We start from the raw sequence: 17606 nt of genomic DNA on the forward strand, positions 1-17606 counted from the left end.
TCACGTCACACTGAACCGGGGAGCCAGTCCCCGGTTCGGGAAACGGGGAAAAGATCTCCGTTTCACCGACGACCCGAAGGGGGGATCATGGGCGGCATGGCGACAGCCGAGCGCAAGGCACAGCCGGCACGCGTCGACGCCACCCGCAACCGTGAGCGGATCATCGCCGCGGCCCGCGAGGCGTTCGTCGAGCACGGCCCGTCCGTGCCACTCGACGCCATCGCGCACCGCGCGGGCGTGGGCAACGCCACGCTCTACCGGCACTTCGCCGACCGGAACGAACTCGTCCACGTCGTCGCGTCGTACTCGCTGGCCCGGATCACCGAGCAGGCCGACTCGGCACTCGCCGAGGAGCCCGACGCGTTCGAGGCGCTGCGACGGTTCGTGCACCGGGCCGCTGACGAGCGGGTCGGCGCACTGTGCTCATTGCTGTACGACGGCTTCGACAAGAACGACGCGAACGTGGTCGACGCCCGGGTCCGGCTGGAGGCGGCCGTCACCCGGCTGATGGACAACGCGCGCGAGTCCGGCCAGCTCCGTCCCGACGTCGGCATCGGTGATCTCATGGTCGCGATCACCCAGCTGACCCGTCCGCTCGCCGGCACCGCCTGTGCGCACGTCGAGCGCTACATGCACCGGCACCTCCAGCTCTTCCTCGACGGCCTGCGCGCCCCTGCCCGCTCGGAGCTGAGCGGGACGGCCGTGACCTTCGAAGACTTCGAGCCCGACCGGATCTGATCGCCGCGTCACAGAACCACCGGTCCGCTCGTCCTGACTATGACTGCTCGACATTGATTGGACTCCGTCATGCCTGAAACGCATCTGCCTGATCCCAGGCGGTGGAAGGCACTCGCCTTCATCTCCATAGCGCAACTCATGATCGTCGTCGACGGCACGATCGTGAACATCGCGCTCCCGTCGATCCAGACCGACCTCGACATCTCCGACGCCAACCGGCAGTGGGCCATCACCGCCTACGCCCTGGCGTTCGGCGGACTGCTGCTGCTGGGCGGCCGCATCGCCGACATGTGGGGGCGCAAGAACACGTTCCTGGTCGGCCTGGTCGGCTTCGCCGGCGCCTCGGCGATCGGTGGCGCCGCGGTGAACGAGCTCATGCTGTACGCGTCGCGCGCCCTGCAGGGCGCCTTCGGAGCGTTGATGGCGCCAGCGGCGCTCTCGCTGCTGGCCGTCATGTTCACCGACGGCAAGGAGCGCGCCAAGGCATTCGGCATCTTCGGCGCCATCGCCGGTGGCGGTGCGGCCCTCGGCCTCATCCTCGGCGGCGCGCTCACCGAGTACCTCGACTGGCGCTGGGTGTTCTTCGTCAACCTCCCCATCGCGGCGGTCGCCTACATCGGCACTCTCGCCCAGGTGCGCGAGCCCGAAGGCACCCGCAACCGTTCGCCGCTCGACATCCCGGGCACGCTGCTGGGCACGTTCGGACTGGTCGCGCTGGTCTACGGCTTCACCCGCGCCGAGTCCGAGGGCTGGAGCGAGGCTGGCACCGTCTCGATGTTCGTCCTCACGGGCGTCCTGCTGGTCGCCTTCGTCCTGGTGGAGCGGAAGGTCAAGGCGCCGCTGCTGCCGCTGCGGGTCGTCCTCGAGCGCAACCGCGGTGGCGTCTACCTCTCCCTCGGCCTGGCGATCATCGCGATGTTCGGCCTGTTCCTGTTCCTGACGTTCTACATGCAGGCCGTCAAGGGATACAGCCCGATCCGCAGCGGCGTCGCGTTCCTGCCGATGGTCGCCGGCATGATCATCGGCTCCACCCAGATCGGTACCCGGCTGATGACGCGCGTCCCGGCGCGCTACCTCATGACGCCCGGTCTGCTGCTCGCCGCGGTCGGCATGCTGATGCTGACCCAGATGGAGGTCGACAGCTCGTACGTCGCGCTGCTGTTGCCGGCCCAGATCCTGCTGGGCATCGGCCTCGGCACCACGTTCATGCCGGCGATGAGCCTGTCGACGTATGGCGTCGAGCCGCGTGACGCGGGCATCGCGTCGGCGATGATCAACACGTCGCAGCAGGTCGGCGGCGCCATCGGCACGGCGTTGCTGAACACCATCGCGGCCAGCGCCACCACCGCCTACATCACCGCACACATCGGCGGCTCCACGCCGCCCGAGGTCGTGCAGCTTCAGGGCATGGTCGACGGCTACACCACGGCCATCTGGTGGGCCGTGGGCATCCTGGTCGCGGCCGCGGCCATCGCGTTCGCTCTCGTGAACGCGACGCCGGACACCGAGGAGGCGGCGTTCGACGAGCTCGACGGCGAGGGCGAGGCCGCGCCGGTCATGATCCACTGACCGTAGCGTCCACGCCGAGCACAAGACTGGGGCCCCGCCGGAACCGGCGGGGCCCCTGCCATGTCCGGTACGTGTCGTTACCGCCCGAGCGGCTGGCGAGCGGCTAGCGTCACCGGACGTGAGCCCCTTCAACGACCGTTACGGCCGCGACGTCCTCACGAACTCGCCGCACCCGAAGCGCCCGGTCAGCACCAAGGAGGCGGCCGAGCCGGGGCTCGTCGTCGAGGACGTGCAGACGGGGTTCGTCGGCGCCGTCGTCGAGGTCGACAAGCACGGCGTGATCCTGGAGGACCGGCACGGCAAGCGGCGCGCGTTCCCGCTCGGCCCCGGGTTCTGGATCGACGGCAAGCCGGTCGAGCTGGTGCGGCCGACGGCGCCGGCCGCGGCGCCGGGCCGCATGGTGTCCGCGTCCGGCTCGGTCGCCGTGCTGGACCACAAGGCCCGCACGGCGCGCGAGAGCCGCATCTACGTCGAGGGCAAGCACGACGCCGAGCTGGTCGAGAAGGTGTGGGGCCACGACCTGCGGGTCGAGGGCGTCGTCGTCGAGGAGCTCGGCGGCGCCGACGACCTCGCCGCCGTCGTCGCCGACTTCGCGCCGGACACCGGCCGGCGGCTGGGCGTCATGCTCGACCACCTCGTCGCGGGCAGCAAGGAGACCCGCCTCGCCGACGCCGTCCGCGGCGGCCCGCACGCCGCCCACGTCCTGATCGTCGGCCACCCCTACATCGACGTCTGGCAGGCGGTCCGTCCTACGGTGCTCGGGCTGAAGGCCTGGCCCGACGTCCCCAAGGGCGAGCCCTGGAAGGAGGGCGTCCTGGCCCGCCTCGGCTGGCGCGGCGAGACGTGGGAGGCGTGGCAGCACATCCTCGGCAAGGTCACCACCTACACCGACCTCGAGCCCGCCTTCCTCGGCCGCGTCGAGGAGCTCATCGACTTCGTCACCGACCCCGGCACGACCTGAGCGCCACCCACTTCTAGGGCAGCAGGTCCCGGACGACGGCGTCGGCGAGGAGGCGGCCGCGGCGGGTGAGCACCAGGCGGCCCGCGTCGAAGGCCGTCGCCGAGGCGAGCCCGTCCGCGACCGCGCCCACCGCCGCCTTGCGACCCGACTCGTCGAGGACGGAGAGGTCGAGGCCGGCGGCCAGCCGGACCTCCAGCAGCACCCGCTCCACCCGCCGCGTCTCGGCGTCGAGCACCTCGCGGGCGTGCGCCGGGCTCTCGCCGGCCGCCAGCCGCGCCGCCCACACGGCCGGATGCTTGACGTTCCACCAGCGGGTCCCGCCGACGTGGCTGTGCGCGCCCGGGCCGGCGCCCCACCAGTCCGCGCCGGTCCAGTACAGCTCGTTGTGGGCGCACCGCCCACTCGGCGTCAGGGCCCAGTTGGACAGTTCGTACCAGGAGAACCCGGCGTCGGACAGCAGCGAATCGGCGACGAGGTACTTGTCGGCCTGGTCGTCGTCATCGGGCAGCGGCAGCTCGCCACGGCTCATCCGCGCGGCCAGCCGGGTCCCCGGCTCGACGATCAGCGCGTAGGCGCTGACGTGGTCCGGCCCGGCCTCGATCGCGGCCGCGACGCTGGCCCGCCAGTCGTCGACGGACTCCCCCGGCGTGCCGTAGATGAGGTCGACGCTGACGTGCTCGAACCCGGCCGCCTTCGCCTCGGCGACGACCTGCGCCGGGCGTCCCGGCGTGTGCACGCGGTCGAGGACGGCGAGCACGTGCGGCCGGGCGCTCTGCATGCCGACGGACACCCGGGTGAAGCCGGCCGCCCGCAGCTGCGCCAGCGATCGCGCGTCGACGGACTCCGGGTTGGCCTCCGTTGTCACCTCCGCGCTGGGGACCAGGCCGAACTCGTCGCCGATGAACCGCAGCACCCGGGCGAGGTCGGCCGGCGGCAGCAGCGTCGGCGTCCCGCCGCCCACGAACACCGTCGACACCGCGACGTCGGCCGAGCCGAGGACCCGCCGGGCCAGCCGCAGCTCCGCGATCGCGCCGTCGGCCCAGGACGAGCGCGACGCGCCGGGCGCGGCGCCGAGCTCGTCGGCGGTGTAGGTGTTGAAGTCGCAGTATCCGCACCGGGTGGTGCAGAACGGCACGTGCAGGTACACGCCGAACGGCCGGGCGCCGACGCCGTCGAGCGCGGCCGCCGGCAGCGAGCCGTCAGCGGGCGCGGGCGAGCCGTCGGGCAGGGTGGAGGGCACGTCCCATTGTCCCCGCCCGGCGGCCGGAAAGACGAACCGTCAGTCGTACATGCTGTCGAGGACGTCCATGTACTTCTTCTCGACCGCCTTGCGCTTCACCTTGAGGCTGGGCGTGATGTCGCCGCCCTCGACGCTCATGTCGGCCGGCAGGATCTCGAACTTCTTGATCGTCTCCCACCGCTCCAGCCGGGCGTTGAGCTGGTCGACCTGGCTCTGGACCAGCGCACGCACCTCCGGCGCCCGGGTGAGCTCCTCGTAGGAGCGGCCGCCGAGCTCGTGGTGCTCGGCCCAGTCGGCGATCGCCTCGGGGTCGAGCGTGATGAGCGCGACGCAGTAGTTGCGGCCGTCGCCGTGCACGACGATCTGGCTCGCGTGCGGGCTGACCGCCTTGAAGATGATCTCGATCTCCTGCGGCGCGACGTACTTGCCGCCGGAGGTCTTGATGAGGTCCTTCTTGCGGTCGGTGACGCGCAGGTAGCCGTCGGCGACCTCGCCGATGTCGCCGGTGGCGAACCAGCCGTCGGCGTCGAGCACCTCGGCGGTGACGTCGGGCAGCTTGTGATAGCCGCGCATGATGCCCGGGCCCTTGAGCAGGATCTCGCCGTCGGCGGCGATCTTGACCTCGGTGCCGGGCGCCGGCGGGCCGACGGTGCCGAAGCGGCAGTCGTACGGCATGTTGACGAACGTGGCGGCGCTGGTCTCGGTGAGGCCGTAGCCCTCGAGGATGAGCATGCCGGCCGCGTGGAACCACTCGGCGACGTCGCGGGACAGCGCCGCCGCGCCGCTGACGAAGAACCGGATGTTGCCGCCCAGCCGGGCCTTGATCTTGCTGAACACCAGCCGGTCGGCGAGACCGTACTGGAACTTCAGCAGCCCGGTCGGCTCCTTGCCGGCCTGGCGCAGCTCGGACACCTTCGCGCCGACCCCGAACGCCCAGGCGAAGATCTTCGCCTTCGGGCCGCCCTCGTTGTCGACGCCGGTGATGACGCGGGCGCGGACCTTCTCGAAGATGCGCGGCGCGCCGGCCATGAACGTCGGCTTCACCGCGCCCAGGCCCTCGACGATGTTGTCGAGGTTGCCGTCGACGGCGGTCGTGAAGCCGATGCGCAGCTGGATGGCCTCGAGCGCCTTGCCGAACGAGTGCGACAGCGGCAGCCACAGGTACTGGACGTCGTCGACGGAGAGGATCTTGAACACGTCGATCGCGACGCCCTCGTAGACCCAGTTGTCGTTGACCAGCCGGACGCCCTTGGGCCGCCCGGTGGTGCCGGAGGTGTAGATGAGCGTGGCCAGCGTCTCGGGGCCGACGCCGGCGAGCGCGTCGTCGACGGCGCCGGGCCGTTCGGCCAGCAGCGCGCGGCCGCGCTCGTCCAGTTCGGCGAGGCTCACCACGAACCCGTCGTTGCGGTCGACGCCCGCATCGTCGAACACGACGATGCGCGTGAGCGACGGCAGCTCCGCCCGGTGGTCGAGCACCTTGGCGACCTGCTCGGCGTTCTCGGCGAACACGACGCGGGTGTCGGAGTCGCTGAGGATGTAGGCGACGTCCTCGGGCGTGGTCGTCGGGTAGACGGTGGTGGTGGCCGCGCCGATGACGTTGATGGCGAGGTCGGCGAGGATCCACTCGATGCGGGTGGACGACGCGATGGCGACCCGCTGCTCGTGCTCGATGCCGAGGTCGAGCAGGCCCGCGGCGAACACCCACACGCGGTCCTTCGTCTCGTCCCAGGTCAGCGACGACCAGCCGGATCCGCTCGGGTAGCGGTAGGCCTCGCGGCTGGGCGTGGCCTCGACCCGATCCAGGAACATCCTGCCGACCGACGCCGGCCGCACCGCGACGAGATCCGCCTGGTCAGTGGTGCCGAGGCTCATGCGTGGTTCCTCCCAATCGCCCTTGACGGGACCGGCCGGAAACGACCAGGTGGAGGAAGGTTACGACCTGGTAGCTTCCAGCGACAGTCTCCGCGGCGCCCGGCTTTCCAAACCGTGCACCGCAAGCATCCCCTCAACCGTATCCGACCAGGAGAAATCCTGGGCCCGGCGGCGCGCCGCCCGCCTCGCCGCCGGCCCGTCCGCCACCACCTCCAGCACGGCCTCGGCCATCGCCGCGGGGTCCGGCGCAGCGGTCCGCCCGGAGCCGCCGACCACCAGCTCCGGCAGCGCGCCGCGGTCGCTGGCGACGACCGGGGTGCCACTGGCCATCGCCTCCAGCGCGGCCAGCCCGAACGTCTCGTACGGCCCCGGCGCCACGACGACGTCCGCGCTGGCCAGCACGGCGGCCAGGTGCGAGCGGTCGGTGACGAAGCCGGCCATCGTGACGGGCTTGCCCTCGGCCTGCTCGGCGACCATGTCGCGGACCGACCCGTCGCCGCAGACCACCATCCGCACGCTCGCGCCCCGTCGCACCAGCTCGTCGACCATGGGGACCAGTAGGTCCGGCCGCTTCTCCGGCGACAGCCGCACGGCGGTGACGATCAGCACGTCGGCGCCGCGGGCCAGCTCCGCGCGCAGCCGCAGGTCCCGCCGTCGCGGGTGGAACGTCTCGAGGTCGATGCCGAGCGGCACGTGCGCGAGGTTGTCCACGCCCAGCCGGACGAACTCCTCGGCGGCCCACTGCGTCGTGCAGACGACGGTGCCGAACGACGTGGCCAGCTTGCGGTTCCAGCGGTCGGCCAGCTGCCGGGTGGGCAGCGCGCGGCCGAGGTGGAACTGCAGCAGCGCGTCGAGGCGCTCGTGGGAGAAGACGACGGACGGGACCTTGCGGCGGGCGGCCCACTGCCCGATCCGGGCCAGCGTCATCCGGTCGGAGACCTCGACCCGGTCCGGCGCGACGACCGCGAGCAGGTCCTCGACGATGCGCCACTTGGTGATCATCCGGTAACCGCCGGTGGACGGGATCAGCGGCGCCGCGATCTCGATGATCCGGCCGTACTCCGTGGCCCGGGTCGCGTTGCGCTCCCCCGGCACGACAGCCACCACCTCGTGCCCGGCGGCGGCGTATCCGTCGGCGAGGTGCCGCATCATCGTGCGGATCCCGCCGGAGTGCGGCGCGACGAAGTTGGCAGCCTGAAGGATGCGCACGGCCGTCACTCTGGCGGCCCGGATGAGCGCCGAGGCAACGCCGACGTGTCCGGACGGTGAATTCCAGCGTCCGCTTTCCACCCGTCTTCACGATTCGTCACATCCGCATTCACGGATTGCCGCAATGGGCGAGCCGGGCCGGAAGGGCGCGCGGCGTCGCTCCGGAAATCCTCGGGCCAGGGCCCGGCTGGACGTGAGAATCCCCAGTTCACAAGATCGATATGTCCGTATTCTCCGTCAATAAGACTGACTATGTATTTGATCACGGTTATATGGAAAAATGCCTCCGGATTGGGAGGGAGTGAATGTGCCCAGGCAACGTAAACGGGGGAGACGCGCCGCGGGTCCCTTCGTCATCGCCGCAGTCCTACTCGGTGTGCCACTGATCGGGTGGGCCGGCTACAACGCGCTGACCCGCGACGAGCCGGCCGGTTCCGCCGCGACCGCGGACACACGTGCGGAGAGCGCCGGCGAGGTGGCTCGCGGCGACACGACGACCGGGTCGTTCGAGCTGGCCCAGGCCGCACGTGACGCCGTACACGCCTGCGCGACGAGGCTGGCGGCCGGTGACGCGTACGTTCAGAGCGCGGGGGTCGGCATCGGTCACTGGAACGAGCACGTCCAGGCCCGCACCGACATGCTCAACGGCGTGATCGCACAGGAGGACATGAAGGCCATCTGGAAGCGGACCCGTCTCGCGGGTCCCGAGGACGTCAACCAGGCCAACGCCGCCCTGGAGGCGTACGAGGCGCTGCCCGCCTGCGACGGCCTCGCCACGATCGAGGACCCGCCGGAGACCGTCGTCGCTCAGATCACGGCCTGCCAGGAGCGCGAGACCGCGACGACGGCCGCCGTCGCCGCGGCGACGACCGGCATGCAGGGCTGGTCCGGGCACCTCAACGCGATGGCCGCCCATGCCGACGGCGAGATGACCGCGCAGGCGGCCCAGGACCTCTGGGTGGCCGCCTGGGAGGCGGCGCCGGGATACATCGGCGTCTTCAACGATGCGCGCGATCTCCTTGCTGCGGCGCCGGCCTGCGAGTGACGGCGTCGCGCTGACGCTGCCCGCCACCGCCGGCGCCGGTCCCAAGGGGCCGTTGCCGGCGGTGGTGGCCAAGCCGGAGCGCGAGCCGATCGTCACCAAGGCCGAGGTCGCGCTGGCGTTCTCGACGCTGTTCGTGCTGGCCGCCGTCGTGCTCGGCAGCCTGCTGGTCGAGCCGGCGCCGGCCGTGCACCGGGTCGCGCAGTTCATGCACCTGGCCTGCGTGGTGCTCGGGCTGGGCAGCGTGCTCGCGGTGGACTGGTTCGGGCTGCGCTGGCAGACGGGCAAGGCAACGCTGCGCGACGTCGTGACGACGGCGGGCGCGCTGGGCGTGCCGATCTGGCTGGGGATGAGCGGGCTCATGTTGTCCGGGATGCTGCTGTCGCCGGACTTCGGGTCGGTGCTCACGCTGGTGAAGCTCGGCGCGGTCGGCGTCGCCGGTGTCGTCGGCGTGCTGGCGCTGGCCGTGAGCCGGCGCCTGGCGGCCCGGACGGCGCCGTCGCGGCGGCTGCTGCGGGCCGGGTTGCTCATGGCGTCGACGTCACAACTCGCCTGGTGGACGGCGACGGTGATCGGGTTCCTCAACCGGACGTGACCGGCACTGTGTAGAACAGTCCCATGAACACCGCCGTCGACTCCCACGAGAACTGGCTCACCCCCGACGATCTGGCCATCGCGCGTCGTCGGCTCCCGATCCTCTACGTCAACGCGGTTCCCGTACGGGTCGACGACACCGGCGTCGCGACGTCGGTCGGGCTGCTGCTGCGGTCCACCCCGGAGGGCCAGATCCGGCGCGAGCTGGTGGCCGGCCGGGTGCTGTTCCACGAGCGCATCCGCGACGCGCTGCTCCGGCACATCGAGAAGGACCTCGGCCCGCTGGCGCTGCCGCGCATCCCGGTGTCGCCGTCACCGTTCACTGTCGCCGAGTACCTGCCCACGCCCGGCGTCACGCCGTACCACGACCCGCGCCAGCACGCTGTCGCGCTGGCGTTCGTCATCCCCGTGAGCGGCGACTGCGCGCCCCGTCAGGACGCGCTGGACCTGATCTGGCTGTCGCCCGCCGAGGCCGCCGACGACGGCCTGCAGAAGGAGATGCTCGGCGGGCACGGCGTCGTGCTGCGGCAGGCGCTGGCACACCTGGGCTTCCCGCCCGGGCCGCCGGTCGGCTAGCTCGAGGAGCCGCCGCCGTCGGAGGAGAGGGCGGCGATGAAGGCCTCCTGCGGCACCTCGACCCGGCCGACCATCTTCATCCGCTTCTTGCCCTCCTTCTGCTTCTCCAGCAGCTTCCGCTTCCGCGTGATGTCGCCGCCGTAGCACTTGGCCAGGACGTCCTTGCGGATGGCGCGGATGTTCTCGCGGGCGATGACGCGGGCGCCGATGGCGGCCTGGATCGGCACCTCGAACTGCTGCCGCGGGATCAGCTCCTTGAGCTTGCCCGCCATCGCGACGCCGTACGCGTACGCCTTGTCCTTGTGGACGATGGCGCTGAACGCGTCGACCGGGTCGCCGTGCAGCAGGATGTCGACCTTGACGAGGTCGGCCTCCTGGTCGCCGGTGGGCTCGTAGTCGAGGCTGGCGTAGCCGCGGGTGCGCGACTTGAGCGCGTCGAAGAAGTCGAACACGATCTCGGCCAGCGGCATGGTGTAGCGCAGCTCGACGCGGTCCTCGGACAGGTAGTCCATGCCCAGCAGCGTGCCGCGGCGGGCCTGGCACAGCTCCATGATCGTGCCGACGAACTCGCTGGGAGCCAGCAGCGTGGCGCGGACCACCGGCTCGCGCACCGACGCGATCTTGCCGGACGGGAACTCGCTGGGGTTGGTCACGATGTGCTCGGTGCCGTCTTCCATCGTGACCTGGTAGACGACGTTCGGCGCCGTCGAGATGAGGTCGAGGCCCGACTCGCGCTCCAGCCGCTCGCGGACGATCTCGAGGTGCAGCAGGCCGAGGAAGCCGCAGCGGAAACCGAAGCCCAGCGCCACCGACGTCTCCGGCTCATACACCAGGGCGGCGTCGTTGAGCTTGAGCTTGTCGAGCGCCTCGCGCAGGTCCGGATAGTCGGAGCCGTCGACCGGGTAGAGCCCGGAGAACACCATCGGCTTGGGGTCGCGGTAGCCGGACAGCGCCGTGGTCGTGGGCTTGGCGGCGTCGGTGACGGTGTCGCCGACCTTGGACTGGCGGACGTCCTTCACGCCGGTGATCAGGTAGCCGACCTCGCCGACGCCGAGACCGCCGCCGGGCGTCATCTCCGGCGAGATGACGCCGATCTCCAGCAGCTCGTGCGTGGCCTTGGTCGACAGCATGAGGATGCGCTCGCGCGGCGTCAGCTTGCCGTCGATGACGCGGACGTAGGTGACGACGCCGCGGTAGGAGTCGTAGACGCTGTCGAAGATCATCGCCCGGGCCGGCGCGTCCGGGTCGCCGACCGGTGCCGGGACCTCGGCGACGACGCGTTCGAGCAACTCGAGCACGCCCTCGCCGGTCTTGCCGCTCACCCGCAGCACGTCGTCGGGGTCGCCGCCGATGAGGTGGGCCAGCTCCGCGGCGTACTTCTCCGGCTGCGCCGCCGGCAGGTCGATCTTGTTCAGCACCGGGATGATGGTGAGGTCGTTCTCCAGGGCCATGTACAGGTTGGCGAGCGTCTGCGCCTCGATCCCCTGCGCGGCGTCGACCAGTAGGATCGCGCCCTCGCAGGCGGCCAGGCTGCGGCTGACCTCGTAGGAGAAGTCGACGTGCCCGGGGGTGTCGATGAGGTTGAGCGCATACGTCGTGCCGTCGCTCTGGGACGTGAACGGGAGCCGGACCGCCTGGCTCTTGATGGTGATGCCGCGCTCGCGCTCGATGTCCATGCGGTCGAGGTACTGCGCGCGCATCGACCGCTCGTCGACGACGCCCGTGAGCTGCAGCATCCGGTCCGCCAGCGTCGACTTGCCGTGGTCGATGTGGGCGATGATGCAGAAGTTCCGGATCAGCTCCGGCGGGGTCGCCGACGGAACGGGCGGGTTCGCGGCGAGCGGCACGCAGACTCCTCGTACTTCCAGGGCGCTGTGGGGTGTCTCGGCGGCGATTCCCGCGCCGGACCTGTGCCGTCCATCATCCCATGCCGGGGTGGTGACGCACGAACGCCGGGATGCCGGGCGGCCAGGGGCCGCCGGGATGCTGGCGGTCTGGGGGCCGCGGGGATGCCAGCGGTCTGGGCCGAACCTGCTGCCGCCCTCCCCCGCGACCCGGCGCAGGGCCTCGGCCGGTCGAATCGGCGCGACGGCCGCGGTGGCGGGCGGTAGGGTGCCGGGCGTGGCCAGCCTTCTCCGCGACCTCGTCCGGACGCTCCTGACCCCGTCGAAGCGCCGCCGCGACGACGGCTCCGGCCGGCCGGCCTCGTCCTCACGCCCTTCGCGCCCGGCCGACCCGCGCGGCGCCGACGATGAGGAGTCGCCCGGCCGGTTCGGCGCCACCGCCACCACCGAGGCGCACTCCGTCGGCGCCATCCACACGTCCTACAACCCAGACACCGACGGCGACCCCGACCCGGGCGAGATCGTGTGGACCTGGGTGCCGTACGAGGAGAACGACGGCCGCGGCAAGGACCGGCCCGTGCTCATCGTCGCGCGCGAGCCCGGGGGCACGCTGCTGGCCGTCCAGTTGACCAGCAAGGACCACGACGGCGAGCGCGACTGGGTCGGCGTCGGCACCGGCCGGTGGGACGGCGAGCACCGTCCCTCCTGGGTCGACATCAGCCGGGTCCTCCGCGTCCACCCCGACGGCATGCGCCGCGAGGCGTCCGCCCTCGGCCGCGGCCAGTTCGACGCGGTCATCGACGCGCTGAGCGACCGCTACGGATGGCGCTGAACGAGCACTACGGCCGGCGCTGATGGGCGCTCCGGCCGACGCGGAGCGGCCGCTCCGGCTGGCCCTGTTCGGCCGCTCCGGCCGGCCCTGTTCGGCCGCTCCGGCCGGCCCTGTTCGGCCGCTCCGGCCGGCCCTGTTCGAGTGGCTGCGGCTGGTGCGGAGCGACCGCTACGGCTGGCACCGAGCGCCCGCCCACGGCGCCGGTCTGTGTCCCGGGCGCCGGACCGGCGCCGAATTGGCTGGTGAGGCCCGCCGCTGGTATTGTTGGCGGCTGCGCGTCGGCCCAGGTCGCGGACGCGCCCGGCCGATTCCTTGCCGCCGCGACGGTTTCCCCACCGACGCGGGTCCCGGATGAGGCCGACGCCCTCACGACCTATCCGAACCGACCAAAGGCATCAGTTCGTGGCGAACATCAAGTCCCAGAAGAAGCGCATTCTCACCAACGAGAAGGCTCGGCTGCGCAACAAGGCCGTGAAGTCGTCGCTGAAGACGGCCGTCCGCAAGTTCAACGACGCCGCGGACGCCGGCGAGGCCGAGAAGGCCACCGAGTTGGCGCGCGTCGCCAACCAGCAGCTCGACAAGGCCGCCTCCAAGGGCGTCATCCACAAGAACCAGGCGGCCAACCGGAAGTCGTCGATCTCGAAGCGCGCCGCCTCGCTCTGAGGCGCGCCGCACCTCGACTCGGCTCCGGGGCGAGCTGACCCCATCCGCGGACCCGGCCAAGCCAACAGGCCGGCCGCCAGCGGGTCAGTCGCCGGCACAGCTCCTCGACGGCGTCGTTCTCCACTAGCCGGAGAACGACGCCGTCGTCATGCGCCGACGCCCGTCGCCGCACTCGGCAGCCTGACGCCGCTCGACCACGCTGACCAGGCCGCGTGCCGACAGTCAGACCGCACACGCCGCACCGAACGCCACCCGACCACGCCGCGTGCCGACAGTCAGCTCGCACGCGCCGCACCGAGTCACCGCTCGACCAGGCCGCGTGACGGCGGTCAGATGGTGCGGGCGGTGCCGATCGCGACCAGCGCCGTCGTCAGCGCAAGAGCCGAGTCGTTGCCGCCACCCTTGACCGCGAGGTCGGCGTCGGCCACGGCGCGGATGGCCCGCGCGAGACCCGCCGGCGACCATCCGCGCAGCTGACCCCGCAGCACCCGCACCTTCCACGGCGGAATGCCCAGATCGCGAGCGACGTCGGCGTCGCGCATGCCCCGGGGTGCACCGGCCAGCCGGGCCAGCGACCGGAGCGAGGTCGCCAGCGCGCCGGTGACCAGCACCGGGTCGGTACCGGTCTCGATCGCCCACCGCAGTTGTTCGACCGCCTCGCCGGTCCTGCCCTCGACGGCTCGGTCGGCTACGACCCAGCCCTTCACCTCGGCGCGGCCCTCGAAGTACATGGCGACCACCTGACCGGTCACCTGACCGTCAGGCGCGTCGACCGCCAGCTGACCGGCAGCGGACGCCAGCCCGCGAAGGTCACCGCCGACGGACTCGACCAACTGCCGCGCGGCGGCCTCGTCGATGCGGCCGCCGTTGCGGCGGACCTCGGCCCGCACGAACGAGACCTGGTCGTCGGGCCGGGTCAGCCGCTCGGCCGGGACCTCGTGGACGCCGGCCTTGCGCAACGCCGTGAGCAGCTTCTTCCCCTTGATCCCGCCGGGGTGCAGCAGCACCACGTGGATCTCCTCGATGGGCGTCGTGACGTAACCCACCAGCGCGTCGCCGACCGATTCAGCGACGTCCTGGACGTCGTTGACCAGCAGCACGCGGCGAGTGGCGAACAGCGAGGGGCTGACGTGTTCGGCCAGGGAGCCGGCGGTCAGCCCGGAACCGGCCACCTGCGACACGTCGGCGTCCGGGTCGGCGGCCCGCGCTGCCCGGACGACGGCGCCCGCGGCGCGTTCTGCCAGCAGCGTCTCCGGTCCGAAGACGAGCGTGACCGGGACGAGGGGGTCTGTCGATAGCGCAGCCATATCGCCCCACAGCATGACACGTCCCGCCGACAACGTCGCCGTCCGTGTACCGATCGCAACGGCACCGATCGCCACGGGACCGATCGCCGCCCACGCACCGATCGCCGCCGCGCCGGTCCGGCGCGTGGTCCGCCGGTCACGACGCCGAGGTCCCCGCCGCCGGTGCGTACGACGGCGATGCTGCCGTGCTCGTCGGTGCGATACACCCGGACGCCGCTCTCGCGCAGCGCGTCCAGCACCCGCTCCGACGGGTGGCCGTAGGTGTTCTCGCCGACGCTGATCAGCGCCAGCCGCGCGTCGACGCCGGTCAGCAGTTCGGCCTCCTGGTGCGGCGAACCGTGATGGGCCACCTTGAGCACGTCGACGTCGAGTCCTGGCGCGGACCGCAGCAGCGACCGCTGCGCCGACGGCTCGATGTCGCCGGTCAGCAGCACGCTCACGCCGGCGACGTCGGCCTCGACGACGATGCTGCTGTTGTTCGACTCGGACTCCGACGTCTCGACCAGCCGCCCGGGCGCGAGCACGTCCAACCTCAGCCGGTCCCCCACCTGGAGCACGTCGCCGGGGCGCGGCAGCGCGACCGGGACGCCGGCGGCCGCCAGCCGGCGTCGCACGTCATCCGCGGACTCAGGTGGGTCGTCGAGCGGCGAGACGAGGACACGGCCCACATCGCGGCCGGTCAGCACGCCGGCCAGCCCGCCCACGTGGTCGGCGTGGAAGTGGGTGAGGATCAGCAGCGGCACCTGCCGCACCCCGAGGCTGTCCAGACAGCGCCGCACGAGCCGCGGCTCCGGGCCGCTGTCCACGACGACCGCCGACCCCTCCGCCGCCCGCAGGACGAGCGCGTCGCCCTGGCCCACGTCGCACGCGACGACAAGCCAGTCGGGCGGCGGCCAGCCCGGCGTCGGGATCGCCTTCAACAGGCCGATCGCCAGCACCGTCGCGGCCGCGGCGGTGATGAGAGGCCGGCGCAGCAGCATCGGCAACGCCACCAGTCCGATCGCCGCCAGCACGACTGAGATCACCACGCCTCCGGCTCCCGGCGGCCATGGCACAACGGCGCCCGGCTGGTCGGCGAACCACCTGGCGACGGCCGCGATCCACCAGGCCGGGAGCGCAGCCAGCCAGGCGAATCCCGTCGCCACGGGCGGCAGGATCGGGCTCACCACTGCCGCGGCCGCGCCGAAGACCGTCGCCGGCGCAACGGCGGGTGCGGCGAGCAGGTTGGCCGGAAGCGCGGCCAGGCTGAGCTGCCCGGACAGCGCGAGCACGATCGGAGTGCACGCGATCTGCGCGGCGAGCGGGACGGCGACCGCGAGCGCCAGTGGCCGGGGCAGCCACTCCATCGACCGCGCCCAGGCCGGCGCGAGCAGCAGGATCCCGGCCGTCGCCAGCACCGATAGCGCGAACCCGGCGCTGCGTGCCAGCCACGGGTCGATCAGCACCAGCGCGATCACCGCCGCCGCCAGCGCCGGCAGCCCGCGCCGTCGCCCGGCCAGCGCCAACCCGGCGACCGCGACCAGGCCCATCGCGGCAGCGCGCAGGACGCTGGGTTCCGGACGCGCCAGCAGCACGAACCCGGCGACGCACACCACGCCGACCACCGGCAGCGCGTAGCCGCGCACGCCCAGCCACCGAGCCAGCCCGAGCGCGGCCACCAGGATCACCGCGATGTTCGTCCCCGACACGGCCGTCAGGTGCGTCAACCCGGCGATCGTCATCGCCTCGCGCAGGTCGTCGGCGAGCAGGGACTCGTCGCCGATGACCAGGCCGGGCACGAGACCGCGTGGGTCCGGCGGCACGCCGGAGACGGCCTCGCGCAGCCCGGCGCGGAACGGCTCGGTAGCGCGGCTGGCTATGCTCGGCGGGCCGGTCGTCCGCTCGTCCGGGCCGGCGTACGGACGGAAGACCGCCGCGATGTCGTCGCGCGGATCGTCGGTGGGCTCGAGCCGGCCGGCGCCCTGGACATGCTGCCCCGGCAACAGCTCCGCCCAGCCGACGTCGCCGCTCACCAGCAGCACCGGCACCGCGACGTCGTAGCTGTGGCCGCGCCCGGTGATCCGGTCGACGCTGAGCCGGCCGACGACGTACTCCGAGGCCGCGGCCTCCTCACCGACCGGGCCGCTTCGCCGCAGGACCGGATCGCGGGCGACGACGCCTTCGAGCTCAACGTGCGCGCGGGCGGCGGCGAGGTCCGTGACCGGGCCGCCCCACACCGGCGCGGCTCGCGCCGCACCGACGGCGAACCCGGCGACCAGGCACAACGTGGCGGCCGTCAGCGCCCGACGAGCGCTCCGTCGCCGTTCGTCAGGTGCCCGGCGCCGGCTGTCGAGCGGGAGACGTCCAGCCGATCGGGGACCACCGGCTGCTGGCAGACGGACTTCGCTGGGATGGTGGGCTACCGCCGTTCCGCGCCCACCAGCCGGAAGCCGGACCGCCGCCGGACCGCGCCCTCCTGCTGGAAGCCGGTCTGCCGGCGGTGGATCGCTCTCGTGGGCCGGGGACGTGTCCGCGGTTCGCTGGTGGACGCTTGGACCGGCCGGCGCCGGTTCCGCGGGCCCGGGCCGAGTACGGATCAGGATCGTCGCGCTGACGATCACGGCGACAGTGCAGCCCACGAGGCCGACTCGCCAATGAGCCAGCACGCCGGCCAACGCGCCGAGCCAGAGACCGAGTGCGGCGGGCACAAGGCGTAGATCCAGCGGCTTGGGTCCCGGGTCGGCGAGGTCAGCGGCCACCGTCGCCGTCGCGCTCGTCGACGCTTGCCCTTGAACGGTGCCGGCGTCGGCGAGCGGACGGCCGGGCACACCTCGGCCTCCGGCCGCACCGGCAACAGCCATGGCGATGCGCCGGACGCCGGCCGCTGGGGCCGAGGCCGTGGTCCATCGGCGGCCGGCGCCGGACGAGCGCGATGGGCGTGGCCGACCCGCCGCCGGCAGGTCGGCTCGGCCTCGACCGTGAGCGACGGCGTCTGCACGACCCGTGGCCGACACATCGAGGACAGAGCGCCCGCGAGCAGCGAGATCGGGACCACCGTCCTGTGGATCGCCGGCCGGTCCCCCGCCGCGAGCGGTGGCGCCCGGACCCACGGCCGCCGACGGACGGAGGGGTGCGTGCCGGGCGTCAGCGACGGGGCGACCGCCGGCCGGGGCTGGGGGT

Annotated in this window: 14 protein-coding genes and 1 pseudogene; 9 read left to right on the forward strand and 6 right to left on the reverse strand. The window is 72.4% G+C overall.

Features of this window, described 5'->3' with window-relative positions:
* Positions 1-87 precede the first annotated feature (87 nt).
* The 3 genes from C1I92_RS26245 (at position 88) to C1I92_RS26255 (ending at position 3268) form a co-directional block, all read left to right on the forward strand.
* Positions 88-738, forward strand: a complete 651-nt coding sequence (locus C1I92_RS26245; RefSeq protein ID WP_111257591.1) for a TetR/AcrR family transcriptional regulator — start codon at positions 88-90, stop codon at positions 736-738.
* A gap of 69 nt (positions 739-807) precedes the next feature.
* Complete coding sequence (locus tag C1I92_RS26250) at positions 808-2307, forward strand: MFS transporter (protein ID WP_111257592.1); 1500 nt, start codon at positions 808-810, stop codon at positions 2305-2307.
* A 118-nt stretch (positions 2308-2425) separates the two neighbouring features.
* Positions 2426-3268, forward strand: a complete 843-nt coding sequence (locus tag C1I92_RS26255) for a DUF3097 domain-containing protein (RefSeq protein ID WP_111257593.1) — start codon at positions 2426-2428, stop codon at positions 3266-3268.
* A gap of 13 nt (positions 3269-3281) precedes the next feature.
* On the opposite strand, the gene hemW is transcribed toward C1I92_RS26255, so the two are convergent.
* Genes hemW through C1I92_RS26270 form a run of 3 tightly spaced genes read right to left on the reverse strand, consistent with a single transcriptional unit; the run spans position 3282 to position 7589 of the window.
* The gene (gene hemW, locus C1I92_RS26260; RefSeq protein ID WP_111257594.1) at positions 3282-4508 is read right to left on the reverse strand and encodes a radical SAM family heme chaperone HemW; all 1227 of its coding nucleotides are present in this window, start codon (positions 4506-4508) and stop codon (positions 3282-3284) included.
* Between the two features lie 39 nt (positions 4509-4547).
* Entirely contained in the window at positions 4548-6380 is a 1833-nt protein-coding gene (locus tag C1I92_RS26265; RefSeq protein WP_111257595.1) for an AMP-dependent synthetase/ligase, read from the reverse strand.
* A 60-nt stretch (positions 6381-6440) separates the two neighbouring features.
* On the reverse strand, positions 6441-7589 hold the full coding sequence (locus C1I92_RS26270; protein ID WP_111257605.1) for a glycosyltransferase: 1149 nt from the start codon (positions 7587-7589) through the stop codon (positions 6441-6443).
* 376 nt (positions 7590-7965) lie between these two features.
* Between C1I92_RS26270 and C1I92_RS26275 the strand changes: the two genes are divergently transcribed.
* The 3 genes from C1I92_RS26275 to C1I92_RS26285 are packed head-to-tail and all read left to right on the forward strand — an operon-like array spanning position 7966 to position 9801.
* Positions 7966-8634 carry a hypothetical protein gene (locus C1I92_RS26275; RefSeq protein WP_111257596.1) on the forward strand — a complete coding sequence of 223 codons (669 nt, stop codon included), beginning with the start codon at positions 7966-7968 and terminating at the stop codon, positions 8632-8634.
* Positions 8594-9226: a hypothetical protein gene (locus C1I92_RS26280; RefSeq protein WP_146605291.1), complete on the forward strand. Its 633-nt coding sequence runs from the start codon at positions 8594-8596 to the stop codon at positions 9224-9226. The genes C1I92_RS26275 and C1I92_RS26280 overlap by 41 nt, the downstream gene beginning before the upstream one ends.
* A 23-nt stretch (positions 9227-9249) precedes the next feature.
* Positions 9250-9801: an NUDIX hydrolase family protein gene (locus C1I92_RS26285; RefSeq protein WP_111257598.1), complete on the forward strand. Its 552-nt coding sequence runs from the start codon at positions 9250-9252 to the stop codon at positions 9799-9801.
* Here C1I92_RS26285 and lepA read toward each other — a convergent pair.
* Positions 9798-11648 carry a translation elongation factor 4 gene (lepA, locus tag C1I92_RS26290; RefSeq protein ID WP_111257599.1) on the reverse strand — a complete coding sequence of 617 codons (1851 nt, stop codon included), beginning with the start codon at positions 11646-11648 and terminating at the stop codon, positions 9798-9800. The two genes, C1I92_RS26285 and lepA, sit on opposite strands and share 4 nt — an antisense overlap.
* Positions 11649-11958: 310 nt before the next feature.
* On the opposite strand from lepA, the gene C1I92_RS26295 reads away from it, so the two are divergent.
* Positions 11959-12477 carry a type II toxin-antitoxin system PemK/MazF family toxin gene (locus C1I92_RS26295; protein WP_369124134.1) on the forward strand — a complete coding sequence of 173 codons (519 nt, stop codon included), beginning with the start codon at positions 11959-11961 and terminating at the stop codon, positions 12475-12477.
* Between the two features lie 402 nt (positions 12478-12879).
* A complete protein-coding gene (gene rpsT / locus C1I92_RS26300; RefSeq protein WP_111257601.1) occupies positions 12880-13140 on the forward strand; it encodes a 30S ribosomal protein S20 in 261 nt (86 codons plus the stop codon).
* Positions 13141-13469: 329 nt separating this feature from the next.
* On the opposite strand, the gene holA is transcribed toward rpsT, so the two are convergent.
* Positions 13470-14462, reverse strand: a complete 993-nt coding sequence (gene holA / locus C1I92_RS26305) for a DNA polymerase III subunit delta (RefSeq protein WP_438940538.1) — start codon at positions 14460-14462, stop codon at positions 13470-13472.
* A gap of 179 nt (positions 14463-14641) precedes the next feature.
* Positions 14642-17287 (reverse strand): annotated as a pseudogene (locus C1I92_RS35065) (DNA internalization-related competence protein ComEC/Rec2); the annotation flags it as partial.
* A gap of 117 nt (positions 17288-17404) precedes the next feature.
* On the opposite strand from C1I92_RS35065, the gene C1I92_RS35070 reads away from it, so the two are divergent.
* Positions 17405-17606, forward strand: a 202-nt coding sequence (locus C1I92_RS35070; RefSeq protein ID WP_233507276.1) for a hypothetical protein, incomplete at its 3' end; no start/stop codon positions are given.

Origin of the sequence: Jiangella anatolica (assembly GCF_003236295.1) — a bacterium.
Lineage (GTDB): Bacteria > Actinomycetota > Actinomycetes > Jiangellales > Jiangellaceae > Jiangella > Jiangella anatolica.